The organism is Pseudonocardia cypriaca (assembly GCF_006717045.1).
Classification (GTDB): Bacteria; Actinomycetota; Actinomycetes; order Mycobacteriales; family Pseudonocardiaceae; genus Pseudonocardia; species Pseudonocardia cypriaca.
Genome location: NZ_VFPH01000001.1, coordinates 874,258 through 895,791, shown reverse-complemented (window position 1 = coordinate 895,791; position 21,534 = coordinate 874,258). Strand labels below are relative to the sequence as shown.

Genomic DNA, 21,534 nt, shown 5'->3' with positions numbered 1-21,534 from the left:
CCCATGCCCCGGCTCCGCCCACTCGCCGTGATCATCGCCGCCGTCACGTTGCTCGCCGCGGCGGCGTGCTCGCGCGCCGAGCCCGACCGTTCCGAAGCAGTGGCTCCCGTGGCGGGCGGCGTCGCCCAGGAGGTGCGTCTCGGGTACTTCCCGAACGTCACGCACGCCCCGGCCATCATCGCGGTCGAGCAGGGCCTCTTCACCGCCGAGCTCGGCAGCACGACGCTGACCCCGCAGACGTTCAACGCAGGTGGTGACGCGGTCAACGCGCTGCTCGGCGGTTCGCTGGACATCACCTACATCGGCTCCGGTCCGGCGATCAACGCCTTCGCGAAGTCGGAGGGCGCGGTCCGGCTCGTCGCCGGCGCAACCGAGGGCGGCGCCCAGCTCGTGGTGAAGCCCGAGATCACCAGCCCCGAGCAGCTCCGCGGCCGGACGATCGCCACCCCGCAGCTGGGCAACACGCAGGACATCGCGCTCAAGAAGTGGCTGAACGCGAACGGGCTCACCGCAGGCGACGGACCGCAGGACGTCAAGATCGCCAACCTGGACAACCCGCGCACCCTCGACGCGTTCCGCGAGGGCAGCGTCGACGGCGGCTGGCTCCCCGAGCCGTGGAGCTCACGGCTGGTGCTCGACGCCGGCGCGAGCGTGCTGCTGGACGAGCGAACCCTCTGGCCGAACGGGCAGTTCCCGACCACGGTTGTCCTGGTCCGCGCCGAGTTCCTGCAGCAGTACCCCGAGACCGTCCGCGCGGTGCTGCGGGCGCACCTGAAGGCGATCGACCTGGCCGAGAGCGACCCGGCGAAGGCGCAGACGATCGTCAACCAGGGTCTCGAGAAGCTCACCGGGAACACACTCGCCGCACCGGTGATCGAGCGGGCCTTCCAGAACATCACCCTCGCCCCGGACCCCCTGGCGTCGACGTTCCCGCAGCTCGCCGAGGACAGCGTGACCGCGGGCATCACCAAGTCGCCCACCGACCTCGCCGGCTTCGTCGACGTCGGCCCGCTCAACACGGAACTGCAGGCGGCCGGTGCACCCGCCGTGGACGCCGCCGGCCTCGACAAGCCTGGAGGCAACTCATGACCGCCATCCTCGACCGGCCCATTTCCACCGACCAACGCGTCGCGGTCGATCTGCAGGGCGTCGGCAAGGTCTTCGGCCGCGGCAGCGAGACCGTCACGGCGCTGGAAGGGGTCGACCTGCGCGTGCAGCCCGGCGAGTTCGTCGTTCTGCTCGGCGCCTCCGGCTGCGGCAAGACCACGCTGCTCAACCTCGTTGCGGGCCTGGACCAGGCGAGCGCCGGCACAGTCACCGTGACGAGCAGGCGCCCGGCCGTCATGTTCCAGGAGCCCGCCCTGCTCCCCTGGCTGGACGCAGGCCGCAACGTGGAACTCCCGCTGAGGTTGGCCGGGGCCGGCCGGAAGGCGCGCCGGGCTCGGGCCGACGAGCTGCTCGACCTCGTCCGGCTGGACGGGCTGGCTCGCAAGCGCCCGCACGAGCTCTCGGGCGGGATGCGCCAGCGGGTCGCTCTCGCCAGGGCGCTCGCGGCGACCGAGGACGGCGACGGCGGCCTCCTGCTGATGGACGAGCCGTTCGCCGCGCTCGATGCGATCACCCGCGACTTCCTGCAGGGCGAGCTGCAGCGGATCTGGCGCGCCACGGGGACCGCGGTGCTGTTCGTCACCCACGACGTCCGCGAGGCCGTGCGCCTCGGCCAGCGGGTGGTGCTGCTCTCGTCGCGCCCCGGCACGGTCGTCCGGGAGTGGAACCTCGCGGAGTCGGGCCCCGACCGCGAGCAGCTCACCGAGGAGATCACGGCGCGGCTGCGGGAGGTGATCTCGACCCATGGCCGCACCTGAGGTCCTCCCGGAGGCGCGCCCCGTCGACACGGCGGCGGTCGGCGCCGGCCTCGACGCGCTCGACACCCCGACGACCGCTCGGGAGCCGGTGCTGCGCCGGGTGCTGAGCACCGTGCTGCCGCCCCTGATCGCGCTCGCGCTCTTCTTCGGCGTGTGGCAGGCAGTCTGGGCGTCGGCGGTCTACCCGGAGTACCAGCTGCCCGCGCCGCTCGCGGTCTGGCACGAGTTCGTCGACACGGTCGTGGACGGCCGGATCTGGGACATCGTCTGGACCTCGGTGCACCGCGCCGTGCTCGGGTTCCTGGCCTCGGTGGTGATCGCCACGCCACTCGGACTCCTCGTCGCGAAGGTCCGGGTCGTGCGGGCCGCGATCGGCCCGCTGCTCGCCGGGATGCAGAGCCTCCCGTCCGTCGCGTGGGTGCCCGCCGCCGTCCTGTGGTTCGGGCTGACCGACGCCACGATCTACTTCGTGGTGCTGCTCGGGGCGATCCCGTCGATCGCGAACGGCCTGGTCGCAGGCATCGACCAGGTCCCGCCGATCCTCCCGCGGGTCGGGAAGGTCATGGGTGCGGGTCGGCTCGACTCCGCCCGTCTCATCCTGCTGCCCGCGGCTCTTCCCGGCTACCTCTCCGGGTGCAAGCAGGGCTGGGCCTTCTCCTGGCGGTCACTGATGGCCGCCGAGATCATCGCGACCTCCCCGCAGCTCGGCATCGGTCTCGGCGCCTACCTCAAGGAGGGCAGCGACTTCAACAGCATGCCCGGGGTCATCGCGGCGATCTTCCTGATCCTGCTCGTCGGCGTCGGCATCGAGCTGCTGGTGTTCCGACCGATCGAACGGCGGGTCCTGCAGGCCCGCGGGCTGGCCCTGACGTGATCGCCGCCGTGCGGCGCCGACACGTCGACCACGGGCGTGTGCACAGCTCGGGCTGTTGTCCCTGACGGACCGTCTCCCGGTGCCGCGTAGCGAGCCGGACCCTGCGTCGCAAAAGGGACAAATCCATGACCGAAACACCTCCCCCTGACGACCCGGCGGTGGGCAGCGCCCGCCGCGTCGCGCTCAACGAGGACTGGGCCGCCACCATCGTCGGCCTGCTGCTGCTCGGGCTGGTACTCACCGGCCTGCTGCCCGGCTGGCTGGTGCCGTGATGGCCGGCACGGAGGAGCGCACCACTTCGCCCGCCCGAGTCCAGGACTCCGCGGCCGTCCGGGCGCTCGCCGGCGTCGCCGTCGTGCTGGTGCTGGGCGCGGCGACCCGGTTCCTGGAGCAGACGGTTCCGGCGGCAACGGAAGGCTCGGCCTTCGGCGAGGTCGCGGCAGTCATCGAGTACCCCGTGTACGCGATCGCGCTGGGCCTGCTGGGCAACGTCGTGCTCACCCAGCTCGGGCTGCGCGATCGGCTCGCCGCCGGGTTCCGCACGGAGTTCTTCATCAAGACCGGGCTCGTGCTGCTCGGCGCCTCGATCAACATCGCGGTGATCGTGCGGGCCGCCGGACCGGCCATCGCGCAGGCCGTCGTGCTGATCAGCGTCGTCTTCGGGTTCACGTGGTGGCTCGGCGGCCGGCTCGGGCTGGACGACAAGCTGCGCGCCCTGCTGGCGTCGGCGGTCTCGATCTGCGGGGTGAGCGCGGCGATCGCCGCGGCGGGAGCGGTACAGGCGAAGCGCGAGCAGCTCGCCTACACCGCGAGCCTCGTCGTGCTCTTCGCGCTCCCGTCGATCTTCCTGCTCCCCGCCCTCGTCGACGCCTTCGGCCTCGGCCCGGCGGTGGGCGGGGCGTGGGTCGGCGGCAACATCGACACGACGGCGGCCGTCAGCGCCGCGGGCGCGATCGTCGGCGAGGAGGCGCTGCAGATCGCCACGATCGTGAAGACCACCCAGAACGCCTTGCTGGGTGTCGTCGCCGTGGCACTCACCGCCTACTTCGCGTTCCGCATCGAACGCAGCGCCGACTCCGCCCGGCCCCGCGCCCGGGAGCTGTGGGAGCGGTTCCCGAAGTTCGTGCTCGGGTTCCTCGCGGCGTCGATCATCGCGACGGTGTTCACCGATGCCGTGGGTTCGGCCGCCGCACGGCCGCTCATCTCCACCGTCAACGACCTGCGGACGACCTTCCTGATCCTCGCCTTCGTCGCGATCGGGCTGGAGTTCCGCGTCGCGCCGTTGCGTGAGGCCGGCTGGCGCCCGATCGGCGTGTTCGCGAGCGCCACCGTTGTGAACCTGGCCGTCGGTCTCGGCCTCGCGATCCTGCTCTTCTCCGGGTTCTCGGCCCCACAGCCATGACCGCGCCGGTGCTCGTCTCCCGGCGCGATCGGGACCTGCGCCGCGACGCGAGCGCGCGGTGTCGGACGAACGGCAGTCCCGTCCGTCCGACACCTCACGAGGAGACCCCAGTGCCGACCCACAGCCGCGAGTCCGTCCGCCAGTCCATCGCCGACCGCCTGTTGAACTCGCTCGAGGACCTGGTGCGCCGCCACCGGGCGCTCGGGCTGCACGCCGCGGAGGAGTCGGCCCTGCACGCCGAGCTCATCGCCGCCGAGGTCGCGCACGAGCTGGCCGTGGCGCGCAGCGCGCTGCACCGGCACCCACCGCTGCGCTGAGCCGGCCTCACCACGCGTAGGCCTCGGGCGCCGGTCCGGGACCGGGGAAGATCTCGTCGAGACGGTCGAGTTCGGCCTTGCCGAGGCGGACCTCGAGCGCGGTGAGCGAGTGCTCGAGGTGCTCGAGGGTGCGGGGTCCGACGATCGGCGCCGTCACGCCGTCCTGGTGCAGCAGCCATGCCAGGCCGACGGCGGCGGGATGGTGCCCGATCTCGTCGCAGTACGACTCGTACGCTTCGACGCGGTCCCGGACCGCGGCCAGCCGTGCCGCGGTCAGGTCGGAGCCGCTGTCGCGGCGCCGGGTCTTGCGCAGGATCCCGCCCAGGATCCCGCCGAAGAGCGGCGACCACGGGATGAACCCCAACCCGTAGTCGCGCGCGGCGGGCAGCACCTCCAGTTCGGCGGAACGCTCGGCCAGGTTGTAGAGGTGCTGCTCGCTCACCAGCCCGAGCGTGCGCCTGCGCCGGGCCGCTTCGCTCGCCTGCGCGATGTGCCAGCCCGCGAAGTTCGAGGAACCGACGTACAGCACCTTGCCCTGGGCGACGAGGGTGTCCATCGCCTGCCAGAACTCCTCCCACGGCGTGTGCCGGTCGACGTGGTGGGCCTGGTAGAGGTCGAGGTGATCGGTCTGCAGCCGGCGCAGCGTCCCCTCGACCTGCTGGCGGATGTGCCGGGCCGACAGACCGCTCGTGTTCGGCCCCTCCCCCATGGGCTCGTACACCTTGCTGGCCAGCACGATCTCGTCCCGCCGCCCGGACTTCGCGAGCCAGCGGCCGACGATCTGCTCGGTCCAGCCCTCGCCGAGCTTCCACCCGTAGATGTTGGCGGTGTCGAAGAAGTTGATGCCGCGGTCCAGCGCCCGGTCCATGATCGCGTGGCTGTCCTCTTCCGAGGTGTCCGGGCCGAAGTTCATGGTGCCGAGAACGAGCCGCGAGACCTGCAGGCCGGTCCGGCCGAGGTAGGTGTAGTGCATGCGGCCGAAGCTAAACTTGCACATCGATGTCAACGTCCAGTGATCGGGCCGTGGAGTGGGTCACATGCTGATCGGTGAGCTCGCGCGGATGACGTCGGTGAGCCCGAGGTTGCTGCGGTACTACGAGCAACAGGGCTTGCTCACGTCCACCCGGCTGCCCAACGGCTACCGCGACTACGCCGACGACGCCCCGATGATCGTCGGCCAGATCCGTGCCCTGCTCGACGCCGGCCTGCCCACCGAGGTGATCCGCGAGGTGCTCCCCTGCGCCGAAGGCAAGCCTCCTCGGTTCGACGCCTGCCCGAGCCTCTCCGCACTCCTGCAGGAGGTCCTGGAGAACATCGAGGCGCGCATGGACAAGCTCGCCCACCACCGCCAAGCCCTCACCCGGTACCTCGACGCGGCTGCCTCGGCCTCGCGCTGAGGCTCCCGGCAGCGACGTCCAGCTCCGCGGCGACCTCGCGCAGGAGCTCCAGCAGGCGCGCGGCGGCCGCGGAGGGCGCGTTCCGCGGGAGCACGGCCGCCACGCGGCGCGCCGAGCCCGCGCCGCGCAGCGGGCGCAGCACGACGTCGGGGCGCACGCCATCGGCCGCGAGCGACGCCACCACGGTGAGGCCGAGCCCGGCGGCCACGAACCCCTGCTTCGCGGTCCACTCCCGCACCCGGAACACGCGTTCCGGGGCGGGATCGGCGACGGCGAAGAGCTCGTCGGCCATGTCGGGAGTGCCCTGCACCCAGCGCTCCCCCGCCAGGTCGGCGAGGCGGACCTCGCGAGCCCCGGCCAGCCGGTGGCCCCGCGGCATCGCGACCAGCAGCGGGTCGCGCACCAGGTCGACCAGCTCGACATCGGCCGGCACGGGTTCGACCGGAACGGCGAACACGACCGCGATGTCGAGGTCACCCGTCGCGACGGCGCGGCCGAGGTCGACGCTGCCGCCCTCCCGCAGCCGCGGATCCACCTGCGGGTGGTCCGCCTCCAGCCGGGCGAGGGCGCGCGGCACCAGCGTGGCGTTGGCGGTGGGCACGGCGCCGAGCCGCAGCGGACCGGCCGTGCCGTCCCGCACGGCGGCGAGCGCAGCGGCGGCGTCGTCCATGGCCTGCAGCGCGATCTGCGCATGTCGGTGCAGCACCGCGCCGGGACCGGTGAGCCGGACACCCCGGGCGTCGCGGTGGAACAGGGCGACGCCCGCCGCCCGCTCCAGGGCGGCGATCCGGCGCGACACGGCCGACTGCGTGTAGCCGAGCCGCCCGGCCGCCGCGGTGAAGGAGCCGTGCTCCGCGACGGCCACGACCAGCCGCAGGTCGGCCCGATCCATGTCCACCGGGAATGTCACCCCTTCCGAGATGTCGCTAGTCGCATGCGTCGTCGCTGCCTACCGTAGGCGGTGTGAGTGCCCCGACCATCGGTCTGTTCCTGCACAACGCCGCGGTCCAGTCGGATCCCACGGCGGCCGCTCGCGTGGCCCGGCACGCCGAGGAGCTCGGCTACGACTCGCTCTGGGCAGGCGAGCACGTGGTGCTGCCGAGCCCGCGCGTGCCGCCGTCGCCGATGGAGCCGGGCGATCCGATCCTCGACCCGATCGTCCTGCTCGCCCACCTCGCCGCCCACACGTCGCGGGTGCGGCTGGGCACCGGGGTGATCGTGCTGCCGCAGCGCAACCCGCTGGTGCTGGCCAAGCAGCTGGCCAGCCTCGACGTGGTGTCGGGCGGGCGCCTCGTGGTCGGCGTCGGCGCTGGCTACCTGGAGCCGGAGCTGTCGGCGATCGGCGTGCCGATGGCCGAGCGCGGCTCCCGCACCGACGAGTACCTCGCGGCGATGCGCACCTTGTGGACGTCCGACGCTCCCATCCATTCCGGGAAGCACGTCCGGTTCGCCGGGGTCGACGCCCATCCGCGGCCGGTGCAGCGACCGCTCCCGGTGGTGGTCGGCGGCCGAACCGCCGCCGCCCACCGGCGCGCCGCCCGCGACGCCGACGGCTGGTACGGCTACATGCACTCGCCCGAGTCGACCGCCGAGCAGGTCACCGCCCTGCGCAAGGCCGCCGCCGAGGCCGGCCGGGATCGCCCGCTGCACATCTCGGTGACGCCGGAACGCCGGCTGGACACGGCCACGGTGCAGGCCTTCGCCGACGCGGGGGCCGACCGCCTGATCGTCGCCCCGCGCGCCGACGCGGACGGGGACGCCCTGTTGCGCTTCCTGGACCGCAACGCCCCCGGCGCCTTCCTCCCGTAGCTCCGCGACTACAGGCGCGGGTCCACCGGCTCCGACTCCAGCGCCAGCACCGCGAACACGCACTCGTGCACCCGCCACAGCGGCTCGTCGCGGGCCAGCCGCTCCAGCGCCTCGACGCCGAGTGCGTACTCGCGCAGGGCGAGGCCGCGCTTGCGGCCCAGCCCCCGCTGGCGGAGCCGGTCGAGGTGCTCGGGCGCGGTGTAGTCCGGCCCGTAGATCAGCCGCAGGTACTCCCGCCCGCGCACCTTCACCCCGGGCTGCACCAGCCCGTTCGTGCCGCGGACGAGCCCGGCGAGGGGTTTGACGACCATGCCCTCCCCGCCCCCGGCCGTGAGGTCGTCCCACCACGCCGTGGCCGCCGCCACCGACTCCTCGTCGGTGGTGTCGACGAGTGCCGTCGCGGTGCGGCGGATCAGCTCGGGATCTGCGGCGTGCAGCCGGTCGGCGAGCGCGAGGTGCCAGTCGTGCGGGCACGTGTGGAAGGCGGCGCCCTCGGCCGCGAGCACCTGGAACGGGGCGAGCTGCACGCCCGCCAGCCCGTCGGTCGGCCAGCAGTAGCGCCGGTAGGCGTCCCGGAACGCGGCGGTGGCGTCGATCCTCCTGTGGACGCGCGCCGCGAGGTCGGCCACGTCCACGCCGCGGCCCGTGGCGGCCTGCAGGGCCGTGTTGGCAGCGGCGAGACCGGCTGTCGCGGCCGCGCCGACGGCGGCGTACTGGTCCCGGATCAGCGCGCCCGCCTTCACGCTCCACGGCAGCAGCTCGGCGTCGAGCAGCAGCCAGTCGGTCGCCAGCTCCTCCCACAGGCCGGCAGCACCGATCGCGGCGCGCACGCGGGTCAGCAGGGCGTCGGTCAGCTCGGGGCCGAAGAACGGGCGGCCGGTGCGCGTCACCACCGTGCCGGGCCCGGGGAAGCGGCGCGCCCCGCCGTCGCGGCACACGAGCACCACCGCGCGGGAGCCCATGTGCTTCTCCTGGCACACGACCTGCTGCACGCCGTCGGAGCGGTAGCCGGCGAATGCTTCCGCGGGGTGCTCCAGCGTGCCGTCGCGGGTGGAGGCGGCGGTGGGCGCCATCGTCGGCGGCAGGTGGACCAGCAGGCGCGGGTCCACCGCGAACCTGCTCATGACCTCGAGCGCGGCGGCCGCCTGGTCGGCGCGCACGGTCAGCCTGCCGTGGTGCGCGGTTTCGATGATCCGCTTGCCGGTGACGTCGGCGATGTGGAGGACGTCCGGGTCACGGGTCGCGGTCGTCGGCTCGGGAACGAGCGGGCGCACCGGCTCGTACCAGACCTGCCGCGCCGGTACGTCGACGAGCTCGCGCTCCGGGTAGCGCAGCGCCGTGAGCTTGCCGCCGAACACCGCGCCGGTGTCGAGGCAGATCGTGTTGTTGACCCACTCCGCGTCCGGGGTGGGCGTGTGCCCGTACACGACGGTTGCGCCGCCGCGGTAGTCCTTCGCCCACGGCAGCCGCACCGGCAGGCCGTACTCGTCGGTCTCGCCGGTGGTGTCGCCGTAGAGCGCGAAGCTGCGCACCGCCCCGGACGCTCGGCCGTGGAAGCGCTCTGGCAGCCCGGCGTGTGCGACGACGAGGCGGCCGCCGTCGAGGACGTAGTGCGCTACGAGGCCGTCGCAGAACGCGTGGACCTGCTTGCGGAACTCCTCCGGCTCCGCGGCGAGCTGGGCGAGCGACTCGGCCAGCCCGTGGGTCACCTGGACCTGACGCCCGGCGAGCGCACGCACCAGCTTCTGCTCGTGGTTGCCGCACACGCAGAGGGCGTCGCCGTCGCCGACCATGCCCATGACCAGGCGCAGCACACCGGGCGTGTCGGGCCCGCGGTCGACGAGGTCGCCGACGAACACCGCCCGTCTGCCCTCCGGGTGGCGCGCGCCGACGGCGCGGCCGTCTCCGTCGCGGGCGATCGCGTAGCCGAGTGCGGTGAGGAGCTCCTCCAGCTCGGCGCGGCAGCCGTGGACGTCACCGACCAGGTCGAACGGACCGGTCTCGCCGCGCCGGTCGTTCAGCAGCGGCTCGACCTCGATCGTGGCGGCGTCGACCTCCTCCACCGAGCGCAGCACGTGCACGCGGCGGAAGCCCTCCTTCCCGAGCGAGCGCAGCGATCGGTGCAGGTCGCCGCGGTGGCGGCGCACGACGTGCGATCCGAAGTCGCGGTCCGGGCGGGCCGCGTTGCGCTCGTGGCACACCGACTCCGGCACGTCGAGCACGATCGCCACCGGCAGCACGTGGTGCTCGCGGGCGAGCGCGACGAGCGGGGCCCGGTCCTCCCGCTTGACGCTGGTGGCGTCGACGACCGTGACCCGGCCGCCCTCCAGCCGCTTGCCCGCGACGAAGCGGAGGGCCTCGAACGCCGGCGTCGTGGCCGACTGGTCGTTCTCGTCGTCGGCGACCATGCCGCGGAAGGCGTCGCTGGACAGCACGGCGGTGGCCGGGAAGTGCCGGCGCGCGAACGTCGACTTGCCGGAGCCGGACGCGCCGACGAGCACGACCAGCGCCATGTCCGGGATGCGGAGAACGCTCATGACGCCGCCTCCCTCTCGAACACGGCCATCTGGGTCGGCGGGCCGACCTCCGGATCGTCCGGGCCGACCGGCAGGAACCGCACGCCGTAGCCGTGCCTGCTCGCCGCCGCGGTGGCCCACGTGCGGAACTGCGCGCGCGTCCACTCGAAGCGGTGGTCGGCGTGCCGGAACCGGCCGGGCTCCAGCGTCTCGAACCGCACGTTGTGCTCGACGTTCGGCGTGGTGACGACGAGCGTCCTCGGCCGCGCCACGCCGAGGACCGCGTGCTCAAGCGCCGGCAGCCGCACCTCGTCGACGTGCTCGATCACCTCCATGAGCACCGCCGCGTCGTAGCCGGCGAGGGAGGCGTCGGCGTAGGTCAGCGCCGACTGCCGCAGCGCGACCCGCTCCCGCTGCCGCTCCGGCAACCGGTCCAGCCGCAACCGCCGGGCCGCGACCTCCAGCGCGCCAGCCGAGACGTCCACGCCCAGGATCTCGGTGAACTGCGAGTCCGCAAGCAGGTCGCGCAGCAGGGCCCCGCCGCCACAGCCGAGGTCGAGGACCCGCCGCGCCCCGGATGCCCTCAGCACGGCGAGCACGCTCCCCCGCCGCTGGACGGCCAGCGGTACGGGCTTCTCGGGGACGTCAGCATGGCCACCTTCATGACCCGTCGTGTCCTGAAGGTGGCCATGCTGACACTCCGGCTCGACGACCGGGGCCTCCAGCGCGTTGTCCAGCGCCGTGACCTCGACCTCGTCCGCCTCGGCAAGGCGCTCCAGTGCCGTCCGGACGTAGGCACCGCGGTGCGCCAGGTAGCGCCTCGTGATCAGCTCCCGCTCCGCGTGGGCGGCCAGCCACTCCCCGCCCGCGCGCAGGAGCTTGTCGACCTCGTCGGCGTCCACCCAGTAGTGCTTGGCGCCGTCGAGCACGGGCAGGAGGACGTAGAGGTGGGTGAGCGCGTCGGCGAGGCGCAGCCGCCCGGTGAGCGTGGTGTCGAGGTAGCGCGAGTCGCCCCATTCCGGGATCTGGGGGTCGAGCGGCACCGGTGTGGCGTCGACCTGCCAGCCGAGCGGTGCGAAGAGCCGCTCGACGAGCTCGGCACCGCCGCTGCACGGCAGGGTCGGGATGTGCACGGTCAGCGGGATCGCCCGCGACGGCAGCTCCGGCCGGGCGGCGCAGCGGCCCTTCATCGCGGATGAGAACACCCCGGCGAGCGCCACCGCGAGCATCGACCCGGCGGCGTAGGGCCGGTCGTTGACGTACTGCCCGAGCGTCGACGCGTCCGACCTGCCGCGGACCAGGGCGATCGGGTCGACCTCGAGCAGCAGCGCCGCCGTGCACAGCTCCGGCTCGGCGCGCGGGTAGAAGACGTGCGCCCGCCCGGCGGTCACGGGGAACGTCTGCGCCCGGTCGGGATGCTTGTGCAGCAGGAAGCCCAGATCGGTTGCCGGTTCCGCCGTGGTGGTCAAGGTCAGGAGCACAGGGCGGAGTCTGCCGGACAGCGCCCGCGGGCTCGCCGGCATTTCCGCGCCGCGCCGCGCCGCCCGACGCGCCGACGATGAAGATCCTCTTTCGGGTGAATCGTGACTCCTTCCGGCGCGGCTCGTTGCACCCCGTGCGGGCGTCGGTGGCTGGGCCAACCGGCCGAGGGAACGTCGATCGGGTGGAGATGACGGTGCGCAGTGCCACGCTGGTCCGTACAGCCTTGGCCGGTGCGGTCGTATGCCTGATCGCCGTCGGCGTCACGGCGCCGGCGCTCGCCGGGGGCGGCGACGGCGAGGGGAGCTGCGCCGGCGTCGGCCCGGTCGACGTCCTGCTGCAAGGCCGGGCCTGCACGGAGGAGGAGCCGGCCGAGAGGGCGGCTCCGGGGAGCCTGCTCAACCCGCAGTTCCCGGACTTCCCCGACTTCCCCGGCCTCGATGACGAGGACGACCAGGACGACGAGTCGGACGACGCCTCCGACGAGGACCCCGACGAGCGGGACTCCGATTCGGAGGACTCGGCCTCTTCGGAGGATCGCGAGGACGGCGACGACGACGCCGCGGAGGGCGCAGCGGCCGCCGGCACGGGCTCCGACGGGGGTTCCGACGACGAGACGAGCGACGCCGCCGGTGGTGAGACGGCCGGCGAGGAGGCCGCGCCTGCCGCTCCCGCCCCCGCCGCGCGCGCCCGGAAGGCCCCGGCCGCGGAGTCCGGGGCCGACGCCGCCGTCGGTGCCGCCGTGCTGCCCGGTGTCGGCAGCGCGGTCGACCGCGAGAAGTCGCCCGGCCTCGACTGGACCGGGGCCTTGACGCCGCGTCGCCCCGCCGCGCCGCAGGAGCCGCCGCTTCCCGGGCCCGCTCACAACGCCCCGTCCCTGCCGCCGGTCCCCCCGGCACCGCCTGCCGCACCCGAGCACACCGCCGACCTGGCCGCCGTCGCGTTCGCCACCTCGTTCCCCTCGCCGATCGAGGCGCGCTGGAACCCGGGTGCGGTCCTGCCGAGCCTGGTGCTGACGCTGCTGCTGCTCGCCGCGCTCGCCCTGCCCGTCGGCCGGCTCAACCGCGCCGCCGCGGAGCAGCCCGACCGCATCGAGGCCATGCTGGCGCGCCTGCGGGTCCCGCCGGGCGCTGCAGGTTCGGCACCGGGCGTGTTCCTCACCGCCGTCGCGATCACCGCGGTGGCCGGCGCGGTGATGCTCGGGTTCCTCACCCCCGAGTTCCCGTTCGACAACTCGGCGCCGGCCATGCTGGCCGGGCTCGCCGTCGCGTTCGTCCTCGTGACGGCGGCGCAGCAGGGCACGCAGCTGCTGTACGTGGCGCGCTGGTGGGGTGTGCGCTGCCACGTGGGTCCGGTTCCCGGGTTCCTGCTGCTCGGCGCGGTCGGCCTCGTGCTCTCACGCGCGATGGGGCTGGAGCCCGGGCTCGTCCTGGGCACTCTGGTGGCCTTCCGCAGCGCCCGGCCCCTGCGCACGGACGAGGAGGGTCCGGCCGTCGCGCTCGCCGCCACGGCGCTGACGGCCCTCGGCGGCGCGGCGTGGATCGTGCGCGAGCCGCTCGTCGCCGCGGCGGGCGCGCCGGGGACGTTCCTGGCGGACGTCGTCGCCACCGCGCTCACGGCCACCGCGGTCAGTGCAGCGGCGAACCTGCTGTTCGCGCTCGTACCGCTTTCGTTCCTGCCCGGAGCCGCGCTGCTGCGCTGGTCACCGGCGCTGTGGGCGCTCTTCGCGTGCACCGGCGGCTTCGCGTTCGTGCACCTCGCGGTGCGGCCGGCGGCCGACGCCCTCGCCGGGCGCGCGGGAGCGCTCGCCGTGCTGCTCGGCGTCTACCTCGTCGTGGCCGCGGGGCTCTGGACCTGGCTGCGGTTCGGGGCCGGCTGGTCCGTCCCGCAGCTCAGCCGCGCATCGCGGCAGAACGGGTAGCGGCGAAGGCGCGGCGGGAGGTCCCGCCGGGGACCCCGCCGACCGCCCAGTCGTCGGGCTGCACGGGGACGATCTCGCCGTGCACCAGCCTGCGATCGACGCCGAGCACGTCGACGATCAGGTCGGTGAGCGCACCAAGCAACCTGCGCCGCAGCTCGGCGGGCCGGTCGGTGAACACGACGGCGGTGAAGTACGGGGCCGAGCGCCCGTCCGCGGGGATGCCGCCGTTGGCCCACAGCTCGGGGCGGTGCAGCGCGAGGTGGGCCCGCACCCGGTCCAGGGGCACCTCGGTGACCTCGGCGTAGCGGGTGCTCAGCGCGACGAGCAGCTCCGCGTGCTGGGCGGAGGTGTGCAGCCCCTCGACGAGGTGGACTTCCAGGACCGGCATGCGCACACCGTAAGGAGCGGCCCGGGGGCCGAACAAGATCCGTGATGTTGCGATTCAGGCAGGCGGCGCGTCGACGATGGTGGACTGCTGCCGCTCCCAGGCGAGGAAGCGTTCGGTCTCGGCGAGGAACGCACCGCCGAGCCACAGCGCGATCACGCCGTCGTCGGCGAGACCGACCAGCGGGAGGAACGCCTCCGGCAGCAGGTCGATCGGTGAGACCAGGTAGGCCAACGCGAGCCCGATCAGCCCGAGCCGGGCACGGGACAACGCCGGGTACCGGCCCGTGACGGCGCCTCGCAGCATCCGCGGAAGGGCGCGGAGCCGCTCGGACGCGCTCGGCGCCCCGGGACGGCTCGACTGCGCCACTGCACGCCACAGAGCGGTGAATGCCGCGATCCGGCGCGGCTTGCTGATCGCCACGACTGGATCAACGCGGTAGAACCGCACGAAGTTCCAGATGGGGTGACCGACCGTGCCCGGGCGGCCACGGTCTACTGTCGGGCCGGAGCACCACGACGCATCTCGGGGGAACATCCGATGGGCCGCATGTCGCGCGCGGGAGCCTCGGCCGCCCTCGTCGTCACGCTGGGCGGGGTACTGCTCGGCTGCGGCGGCCGTTCGGTGGCCGACTCCGACGCCCCCGACCCCACGCGCAGGTCCGCCGCGCCTGCGAACCCGTTCTGCGCCGCCGCCCAGGCCAACCTCAAGGCGATCCGCCCGCTCAACGGGCTCATGGCCCAGGGCCAGGTGCCGCGCGACGAGCTGACCGACACCGTGGCCGCCGTCCGCAGGGCGGGACAGGACATGGTGTTCGCCGCGCCCGCCGACATCCGCGCGGACGTCGAGCGCACCGTGCAGGCGCTCGAGTTGCAGCTGGACGTGCTGGTGGCGAACGGGGGCGACCAGACGGCGCTCTCCCGCGACACCGAGCTCGTGAACCGGCTCAACTCCCCCGAGTTCGCCGGGGCGGGCGAACGGGTGCGCGCCTACGTCGAGCGCAACTGCGCGACGGGCGCGCCCAGCACCCGTCGCTAGCGTCCGATCGCGCGGCGGTTGCGCCCCTTCACCGCGGTGTAGGCGGCGGCGCCGACGAACACGACGGCGCCGATCACGAGCGCCCACGTGAGGAACTTGAAGAGCGCTCCGAGCACTGTGAACGCGAGCCACACGAGCAGCACGCCCCCGAGAACCTTCAGCCACATCGGCCCAGCCTCCTCGCCTCACCCGTTCGACGCCTGAGGCGTCCCCGAAGTTCCCGGACGAAGATGGGGTTGCATCGACGACTACGCGATATATCGTGATGGCACACGAGCCAGTCAGGCTCACCACGAACAGGAGATAGACATGAACGAGCAGAACACCCCATGGCCCGGACCCGCGTTCGGGTTCCGCGGCAGGCGCGGCGGACCGCGCCGTGGTCCGTTCCGTCCGGACGGGCCGCCCGCGCCGCCGTTCGCCGGCCCCGCCGAGGACGAGGAGGCGCTGCGGGGGCACCGGCACCGCCGGCACCCCTTCGGCCCCGGCTTCGGCCCACCCTTCGGCCCCGGGATGCGGGGCTTCCCCGGCCCGCGCGGCCGCCGCGGCCGCCGGACGTCGCGCGGCGACATCCGCACGGCCGTGCTCGCGCTGGTCGCGGAGCAGCCGCGGCACGGGTACGAGATCATCCAGGAGATCGCCGACCGCACCGGCGGCGCGTGGCGGCCGAGCCCCGGCTCGGTCTACCCCACGCTCTCGCAGCTCGAGGACGAGGGCCTGGTCCGCGTCGAGCAGGCCGAAGGCCGCCGCGTCGTCCACCTCACCGAGGAGGGCAGCCGGTACGTCGACGAGCACCGCGAGGAGCTGGACGCCGTATGGGCGTCAGTCGGCCGTGACGCCGACGACGAGAGCGCCGTGGAGCTGTGGGAGCAGCTGGGTCAGCTGCACGCAGCCGCGGCACAGGTGATGTCGGCCGGCACGCCGGAGCAGATCGCGTCGGCGACCACCACCATCACCGAGGCCCGCAAGGCGATCTACCGCCTGCTGGCCGAGTAAAAGGGGGGCCGTGAGCGGATACGGGTGCCGGAGCACTCGTATCCGCTCACGGGTTACGCGCGGACCGCGGGCATCCCCGGGACGAAGTCGGGGTCGATCTGGGCAGCCAGGTCGGCCCCGATCGCTCGGTTTCCCCAGGCAGCGGCGTTGCGCAGGTGGAACTCCACGGTGCCGCGGTGGTAGGCGTCCCAGTCGCGCTCGCGCGCGTCGAGTGCGGCGAGCACGGCGTCGAGCACGGCCAGGTTCTCGGGCTCGAGTGCGCCGACCGGGGCCACGGCCCCGCGCTCGGCGGCCCGCACCCACGCGGACTGGCCGAACCATCCGAGCAGCGCGTCGCCGACCTGGTCCCGCAGGTACCGGACGTCCTCGGCGTCGGTCACCTTGTTGCCGAGCACGCGCAGCTCCACGCCGTGGCCGCGGGCGTGCTCGGCGTACTGCTGGTAGACGCCGATCCCGCGCCGGGTCGGTTCGCTGACGAGCACGGTGAGGTCGAACCGCGTGAACAGGCCCGACGCGAACGCGTCGGCTCCCGCGGTCATGTCGACCACCACGTACTCGCCGGGGCCGTCGACGAGGTGGTTGAGGTAGAGCTCCACCGCACCGGTCTTCGAGTGGTAGCACGAGACGCCGATGTCGGCCTCGTCGAACTCCCCGGTCACGAGGTGGCGCACGCCGCCCGCGACGGCGGAGTGGCGCACCAGCAGCTCACCTTCGGGGTCGAGGTCGAGCAGGCGCGAGCCGCGCCCGGGGGGCGTCGTCTTGATCATCGACTCGGCGCTCGCGATGCGCGGGTTGGTGCCGCGCAGGTGCTCCTTGAGCCACGGCAGGTCCGAGCCGAGCGCGCGCGGCGGTGGGCCGTCGTGCCCGAGTGCCTGGCCGAGGTGCTGGTTGATGTCCGCGTCGATCGCGAGAACCGGTTTACCCAGCTCGGCCAGGTAGCGGCTGAACACCGCCGCCGAGGTCGTCTTCCCGCTGCCACCCTTGCCGACGAACGCGATTCGCACGCCGCCTCCTCCCGCAACTGCCGAACCCGGAGCGCAGATGATAATCATTGCCACGTATGGGTGACGGGAACGGGTACCGGTCCTCGGCCATCACCGGCTGCACGGGACCCTCGAAGGGCTCGGCCATTGGTGGATGACGCAGGATCCCGGCCGGGGCGCCCGCGTTCTCACCGGCTTCTGGGCGTCCCTGGACCACGGGTGACGGCGGACCCGCGCGGCGGCGCAGAGCCCGGAGGTCCGTCGGGCACGTCCTGCCGCTCGGGGGTGGCGCGCCGTGCCGCCAACGCCTTGCGCAGGGGCGGGACCACCACGCCCTCGCTCGCCATCTTGTTCCGGGCCCGCCTGCGCGCCACCAGGACGCCGCCGAGGCCGAGCGCCCACACCGCGTACTGCACCGTCCACGCCACGCGGAACGCCTCCGGCGTGTAGCCGCCGGGGCCGGCGAGCCCGAGCACCACGCCGACGGCGAGCGAGACGGTGAGCGTCGCGCTGAACCCGGCCATGTTGATGATCCCGACCGCGGCCCCCTGGCGGTGTCCGGGGTTGAACGTGCGCGCGTAGTCGAAGCCGATCATGGATGTCGGCCCGCCGAGTGCCAGCACGACCACGAGCAGCGCGATCAGCCAGCGCGGCGCGGGCGGCGGGACGGCGAGCACTGCCGTCCACACGGCGACCGTCACGGCGATCACGGCGATGACGAGCCACGAACGGCGGAACGGGTGCCGCGCGGTGAACTCGCCGAAGAGCGGCCCGGCGACGATCCCGGCCAGCACCAGCAGCGTGAGCATCGCGCTCGCGGCGCCCGTCGAGAACCCCTGGCCTGCCACCAGGTAGGGCACACCCCACATCAGTGCGAACACCTGGCCGGAGAACTGGGTGCCCAGGTGCGTCCAGAAGCCCAGGCGGGTGCCGGGCTCGCGCCACGAGCAGACGAGGCCGTGCAGTACCTCGCGCGTCGCAGGCGCTGGAGGTGGGGCAGGCGCGCCCGGCGGTCGGTCGCGCACGACCGCGAACGCCGCGAGCCCCACCGCCACGCCGAGCGCCGCGGCCGAGACGAACGCCGGCGTCCAGCCCGGACCGTGCAGCACCGCCGCGAGCGGTACGGCGGACAGCACCTGACCGAGCTGCCCGATCAGGCCGGTGAGCTGGGTCATCAGCGGCACCCGGCGCGGCGGGAACCAGCTCGTGACGACCGAGAGGACGCTGATGAAGGTCAGCGCGTCGCCCGCCCCGACCAGCACCCGCGCGAGGATCGCGAGCGGGAGGTCGGCGGCGACGGCCAGCACGAGCTGGCCCGCGGCCATCGTGAGCGCACCGAGGACGATCAATTTGCGGGCGCCGAAACGGTCGAGCAGCACGCCGACCGGGATCTGCAGGATCGCGTAGACCAGCAGCTGCAGCACCACGAACCCGGCGAGCATGGCAGGTGCCGCGTGGAACCGCGCCGCGGCGTCGAGACCCGCCACGCCGAAGGAGGTGCGGTGCATCACCCCCACCAGGTAGGCGGCCAGACCGATCGACCAGACGACCCAGAGGCGATGATGCAGCTTCATCTCGGCTCCATGGTGCCCCCGCGGGCGTGGAAACGGGATGGTGTGCGGGCAGACTCACGTTGCACCCGGAGAGATGTGCGACGGGCGGGGCCGGCGGCTCCGTCGAGAGGCGGAGGTGTGATGGTCGTGCTGGATCCAGCCGGTCTTTATGAGGTGGCGCCAGATGCGCCGCAGCTGGACGAACCCGTGCTGCTCGTGGCGCTGGACGGGTTCGTGGACGCGGGCAACGCGGCCCGGCTGGCGGTGGACGCCCTGCGGGAGGGCCGCGAGCCGCGCACGTTGGTCCGCTTCGACGTCGACCAGCTCGTCGACTACCGCTCACGACGCCCGCCGCTGCGGTTCGAGACCGACCGCTGGGCGGCCTACAGCCGTCCCGAACTGGACGTCGTGGCGCTCACCGACACCGGCGACACCAGCTACCTGCTGCTGAGCGGCCCCGAGCCGGACATGCAGTGGGAGCGGTTCTGCGCCGCCGTCGAGCAGGTCGTGCGGAGGCTCGGGGTGCGGTTGGTGATCAACCTCACTGCGATCCCGATGGCGGTGCCGCACACCCGGCCGATCGGCGTCACGGTGCACGGCACGCGCCCCGAGCTGACCGAGGGCCACGAGGCCTGGTTCGCCACCGCGCACGTGCCGGGCAGTGCGGTCGGACTGATGGAGTTCCGGCTCGGCGAGGCCGGGCTGGACGCCATGGGCTTCGCCGTGCACGTGCCGCACTACCTGGCGCGCGCCGAGTACCCGCAGGCCGCGCGGGTGCTGCTGGACCACGTCGGGCTCGCCGCGGGGCTGTACCTGCCCACCGAGACCGTCACGAAGGCCGCGGAGCGCACCGAGGCCGAGATCGCCGAGCAGGTGGCGGGCTCGGACGAGGTGCGCCAGGTCGTCGAGGCGCTCGAGCAGCAGTACGACATGGTCGCCTCCGGCAGTGCGGAGCGTTCCAGCATGGGCCTGTCGGGCGAGCTGCCCAGCGCCGACGAGCTCGCGGCCGAGGTGGAGCGCTTCCTGCGCGGGGAGGACGACGACAGCTCCTGAGCGTCACCGGCGGTTGTGGACGTCCTCGCCGGTGTGTCCGCGATCATGGAGGCCCTCATCGCCGCAGATGGTGCGGGTAACGAGGTGGTCGCCATTCGGCTTCACGAGTTGCGGGCGAGGCCCGGCGGACCGAGGGTGACCGCACGCGTGACTCGTGGAAGGGGGCAGGCTCCGGCCCAGGCCGGAGCCGTACGGCATGACCATTCACAAGGAAGACAACACGGCAGATACCCCACTACCCGATCCGGCGGCACCGATAACCACTGCCGAGCAGCGTCAGCCGGTCGACTGGTGGATCTTCGGGATCGCCGCCGGCCTCGTCGTCGCGTTCATCGTCTGGGGCATCGCCTCCGTGGAGACCCTGAGCGCGGTCTCCTCTGCGGTGCTGGCCGGCGTCATGAACGCGGGTGGCTGGGCGTTCGTCCTGGTGGCGAGTGGGTTCGTGGTGTTCGCGCTGTGGGTCGCGTTCAGCAGCCGCGGCAAGATCCCGCTCGGACGCGACGACGAAGGACCGGAGTTCCGCACGGTCTCCTGGGTCGCCATGATGTTCAGCGCCGGCATGGGGATCGGCCTGATGTTCTACGGTGTCGGCGAACCGCTCTCGCACTTCACCAGCCCGCCCCCCGGCACGGTGGCGGCCGGTTCGCCGGAGGCCCTCGACGTCGCGATGGCCACCACGCTCTTCCACTGGACGCTGCACCCGTGGGCGATCTACGCCGTCGTCGGGCTGGCGATCGCCTACAGCACGTTCCGCCGCGGGCGCCGGTCGCTGATCAGCTCGGCGTTCGCCCCGCTGCTCGGGGAGCGCCACACCGAGGGGGCGTTCGGCAAGTTCGTCGACATCCTCGCGATCTTCGCCACCCTGTTCGGCTCGGCGGCGTCGCTCGGGCTCGGCACGCTGCAGATCGGCGCCGGGCTCCAGGCCAATGGTTTGCCCGAGCCGGGAATCGGCCTGCTGATCGGCATCATCGCCGTGCTCACGCTCGCGTTCGTCGCCTCCGCGGTGTCCGGCGTGGCCAAGGGCATCCAGTGGTTGTCGAACATCAACATGGTGCTGGCCGGGATCCTGGCGCTCGTCGTGTTCGTCGCAGGCCCCACGATCCTCATCCTCAACCTCATCCCCACCGCCATCGGCGACTACTTCGGCAACATGGCTCAGATGGCCGCCCGCACGGCAGCCACCGGCGGCGACGCCACCGCCGAGTGGCTGTCCGGGTGGACGGTCTTCTACTGGGCCTGGTGGATCTCCTGGACGCCGTTCGTCGGGATGTTCATCGCCCGGATCAGCCGCGGCCGCACGATCAAGCAGTTCGTCGTCGGCGTGTTGCTCATCCCGAGCATGGTGAGCCTGATCTGGTTCGCGGTCTTCGGTGGCGCCGCGATCGACCTGCAACGCAGCGGCACCGACCTCGCGTCCGCCAGCGTCGAGGGACAGCTGTTCGGGTTGCTGCACTCATTGCCGCTGGGCGGGCTGCTCAGCGTGGTCGCGATGACGCTCACCGCGATCTTCTTCGTCTCCGGGGCCGACGCGGCCTCCGTGGTCACCGGCATGCTGTCGCAGCACGGCACGATCCGGCCCACCCGCTGGGTGGTGGTGTTCTGGGGCGTGGTGATGGGCGCGATCGCCGCGATCATGCTCGCCATCGGGTCCATCCAAGCCGGCGAGGGGGAGGAGGACACGGCTCTCACCGGGATCCAACAGATCACGATCATCTCGGCGGCCCCGTTCGCGCTGGTCATGGTCGCGCTGTGCATCGGTCTCGCGAAGGACCTGCACAGCGACCCGCTGATGCGCCGCGACCGGCGCGCGACCGCGGCCGTCGAGCAGGCGGTCGACCACGGCACCAAGACCTACGGCGACGAGTTCGTCGTGGCCGTGAAGCCGCACCCGGACACCGCGCGCAACGGGAGCCCGGCGCGCACGGAGACGACCGAGGAGACCTAGT

22 protein-coding genes are annotated in these 21,534 nt (G+C 73.2%); 13 read left to right on the top strand and 9 right to left on the bottom strand.

Annotated elements, in window-relative coordinates:
- Nucleotides 1-3: 3 nt before the first annotated feature.
- The 6 genes from FB388_RS04230 to FB388_RS04210 all read left to right on the top strand — a co-directional run bounded on the left by FB388_RS04230 (nt 4) and on the right by FB388_RS04210 (nt 4,458).
- On the top strand, nt 4-1,089 hold the full coding sequence (locus FB388_RS04230; protein ID WP_142097143.1) for an ABC transporter substrate-binding protein: 1,086 nt from the start codon (nt 4-6) through the stop codon (nt 1,087-1,089).
- A complete protein-coding gene (locus tag FB388_RS04225; protein ID WP_142097140.1) occupies nt 1,086-1,865 on the top strand; it encodes an ABC transporter ATP-binding protein in 780 nt (259 codons plus the stop codon). Before FB388_RS04230 ends, FB388_RS04225 begins: the two co-directional genes overlap by 4 nt.
- Nucleotides 1,852-2,739 carry an ABC transporter permease gene (locus FB388_RS04220; RefSeq protein ID WP_142097137.1) on the top strand — a complete coding sequence of 296 codons (888 nt, stop codon included), beginning with the start codon at nt 1,852-1,854 and terminating at the stop codon, nt 2,737-2,739. Before FB388_RS04225 ends, FB388_RS04220 begins: the two co-directional genes overlap by 14 nt.
- A gap of 125 nt (nt 2,740-2,864) precedes the next feature.
- Nucleotides 2,865-3,011: a hypothetical protein gene (locus FB388_RS39215; RefSeq protein ID WP_170225466.1), complete on the top strand. Its 147-nt coding sequence runs from the start codon at nt 2,865-2,867 to the stop codon at nt 3,009-3,011.
- Complete coding sequence (locus tag FB388_RS04215) at nt 3,011-4,141, top strand: YeiH family protein (RefSeq protein ID WP_142097134.1); 1,131 nt, start codon at nt 3,011-3,013, stop codon at nt 4,139-4,141. Before FB388_RS39215 ends, FB388_RS04215 begins: the two co-directional genes overlap by 1 nt.
- Nucleotides 4,142-4,251: 110 nt before the next feature.
- Nucleotides 4,252-4,458 (top strand): hypothetical protein, encoded by a 207-nt coding sequence (locus FB388_RS04210; protein WP_142097131.1) that lies wholly within the window; start codon nt 4,252-4,254, stop codon nt 4,456-4,458.
- A 7-nt stretch (nt 4,459-4,465) separates the two neighbouring features.
- On the opposite strand, the gene FB388_RS04205 is transcribed toward FB388_RS04210, so the two are convergent.
- Nucleotides 4,466-5,431, bottom strand: a complete 966-nt coding sequence (locus FB388_RS04205; protein WP_142097128.1) for an aldo/keto reductase — start codon at nt 5,429-5,431, stop codon at nt 4,466-4,468.
- A 64-nt stretch (nt 5,432-5,495) separates the two neighbouring features.
- Here FB388_RS04205 and FB388_RS04200 point away from each other — a divergent pair, with 64 nt between their 5' ends.
- Entirely contained in the window at nt 5,496-5,855 is a 360-nt protein-coding gene (locus tag FB388_RS04200) for a MerR family transcriptional regulator (RefSeq protein WP_142097125.1), read from the top strand.
- Here the strand turns inward: FB388_RS04200 and FB388_RS04195 are convergent.
- Nucleotides 5,815-6,747 (bottom strand): LysR family transcriptional regulator, encoded by a 933-nt coding sequence (locus FB388_RS04195; RefSeq protein ID WP_142102550.1) that lies wholly within the window; start codon nt 6,745-6,747, stop codon nt 5,815-5,817. The genes FB388_RS04200 and FB388_RS04195 overlap by 41 nt on opposite strands.
- Before the next feature lie 71 nt (nt 6,748-6,818).
- Here FB388_RS04195 and FB388_RS04190 point away from each other — a divergent pair, with 71 nt between their 5' ends.
- Entirely contained in the window at nt 6,819-7,664 is an 846-nt protein-coding gene (locus FB388_RS04190) for an LLM class F420-dependent oxidoreductase (protein ID WP_211361758.1), read from the top strand.
- Nucleotides 7,665-7,672: 8 nt separating this feature from the next.
- Here the strand turns inward: FB388_RS04190 and FB388_RS04185 are convergent, their stop codons facing one another.
- Together FB388_RS04185 and FB388_RS04180 are read right to left on the bottom strand one after the other, a co-directional pair.
- A complete protein-coding gene (locus tag FB388_RS04185; protein WP_142097121.1) occupies nt 7,673-10,201 on the bottom strand; it encodes a polynucleotide kinase-phosphatase in 2,529 nt (842 codons plus the stop codon).
- Nucleotides 10,198-11,661: a 3' terminal RNA ribose 2'-O-methyltransferase Hen1 gene (locus tag FB388_RS04180; protein WP_142097118.1), complete on the bottom strand. Its 1,464-nt coding sequence runs from the start codon at nt 11,659-11,661 to the stop codon at nt 10,198-10,200. Before FB388_RS04180 ends, FB388_RS04185 begins: the two co-directional genes overlap by 4 nt.
- Before the next feature lie 194 nt (nt 11,662-11,855).
- On the opposite strand from FB388_RS04180, the gene FB388_RS39210 reads away from it, so the two are divergent.
- Entirely contained in the window at nt 11,856-13,580 is a 1,725-nt protein-coding gene (locus FB388_RS39210; protein ID WP_170225465.1) for a hypothetical protein, read from the top strand.
- Here FB388_RS39210 and FB388_RS04165 read toward each other — a convergent pair.
- Nucleotides 13,552-13,968 carry a tautomerase family protein gene (locus tag FB388_RS04165; RefSeq protein WP_142097115.1) on the bottom strand — a complete coding sequence of 139 codons (417 nt, stop codon included), beginning with the start codon at nt 13,966-13,968 and terminating at the stop codon, nt 13,552-13,554. The two genes, FB388_RS39210 and FB388_RS04165, sit on opposite strands and share 29 nt — an antisense overlap.
- 54 nt (nt 13,969-14,022) lie before the next feature.
- On the bottom strand, nt 14,023-14,388 hold the full coding sequence (locus tag FB388_RS39795; RefSeq protein WP_246121591.1) for a YkvA family protein: 366 nt from the start codon (nt 14,386-14,388) through the stop codon (nt 14,023-14,025).
- Between the two features lie 126 nt (nt 14,389-14,514).
- Here FB388_RS39795 and FB388_RS04155 point away from each other — a divergent pair, with 126 nt between their 5' ends.
- Nucleotides 14,515-15,003 carry a hypothetical protein gene (locus FB388_RS04155; protein WP_142097108.1) on the top strand — a complete coding sequence of 163 codons (489 nt, stop codon included), beginning with the start codon at nt 14,515-14,517 and terminating at the stop codon, nt 15,001-15,003.
- Here FB388_RS04155 and FB388_RS39205 read toward each other — a convergent pair.
- Entirely contained in the window at nt 15,000-15,170 is a 171-nt protein-coding gene (locus FB388_RS39205; RefSeq protein WP_170225464.1) for a hypothetical protein, read from the bottom strand. The two genes, FB388_RS04155 and FB388_RS39205, sit on opposite strands and share 4 nt — an antisense overlap.
- 142 nt (nt 15,171-15,312) lie before the next feature.
- Here FB388_RS39205 and FB388_RS04150 point away from each other — a divergent pair, with 142 nt between their 5' ends.
- On the top strand, nt 15,313-15,999 hold the full coding sequence (locus tag FB388_RS04150; protein WP_142097106.1) for a PadR family transcriptional regulator: 687 nt from the start codon (nt 15,313-15,315) through the stop codon (nt 15,997-15,999).
- 53 nt (nt 16,000-16,052) lie between these two features.
- On the opposite strand, the gene FB388_RS04145 is transcribed toward FB388_RS04150, so the two are convergent.
- On the bottom strand, nt 16,053-17,003 hold the full coding sequence (locus FB388_RS04145) for an ATP-binding protein (RefSeq protein ID WP_142097103.1): 951 nt from the start codon (nt 17,001-17,003) through the stop codon (nt 16,053-16,055).
- Nucleotides 17,004-17,170: 167 nt separating this feature from the next.
- The gene (locus FB388_RS04135; RefSeq protein ID WP_142097100.1) at nt 17,171-18,556 is read right to left on the bottom strand and encodes an MFS transporter; all 1,386 of its coding nucleotides are present in this window, start codon (nt 18,554-18,556) and stop codon (nt 17,171-17,173) included.
- Nucleotides 18,557-18,676: 120 nt separating this feature from the next.
- On the opposite strand from FB388_RS04135, the gene FB388_RS04130 reads away from it, so the two are divergent.
- Together FB388_RS04130 and FB388_RS04125 are read left to right on the top strand one after the other, a co-directional pair.
- The gene (locus FB388_RS04130) at nt 18,677-19,588 is read left to right on the top strand and encodes a proteasome assembly chaperone family protein (protein WP_211361757.1); all 912 of its coding nucleotides are present in this window, start codon (nt 18,677-18,679) and stop codon (nt 19,586-19,588) included.
- Nucleotides 19,589-19,784: 196 nt separating this feature from the next.
- Nucleotides 19,785-21,533, top strand: a complete 1,749-nt coding sequence (locus FB388_RS04125) for a BCCT family transporter (RefSeq protein WP_142097094.1) — start codon at nt 19,785-19,787, stop codon at nt 21,531-21,533.
- The last annotated feature ends 1 nt before the right edge of the window (nt 21,534 follow it).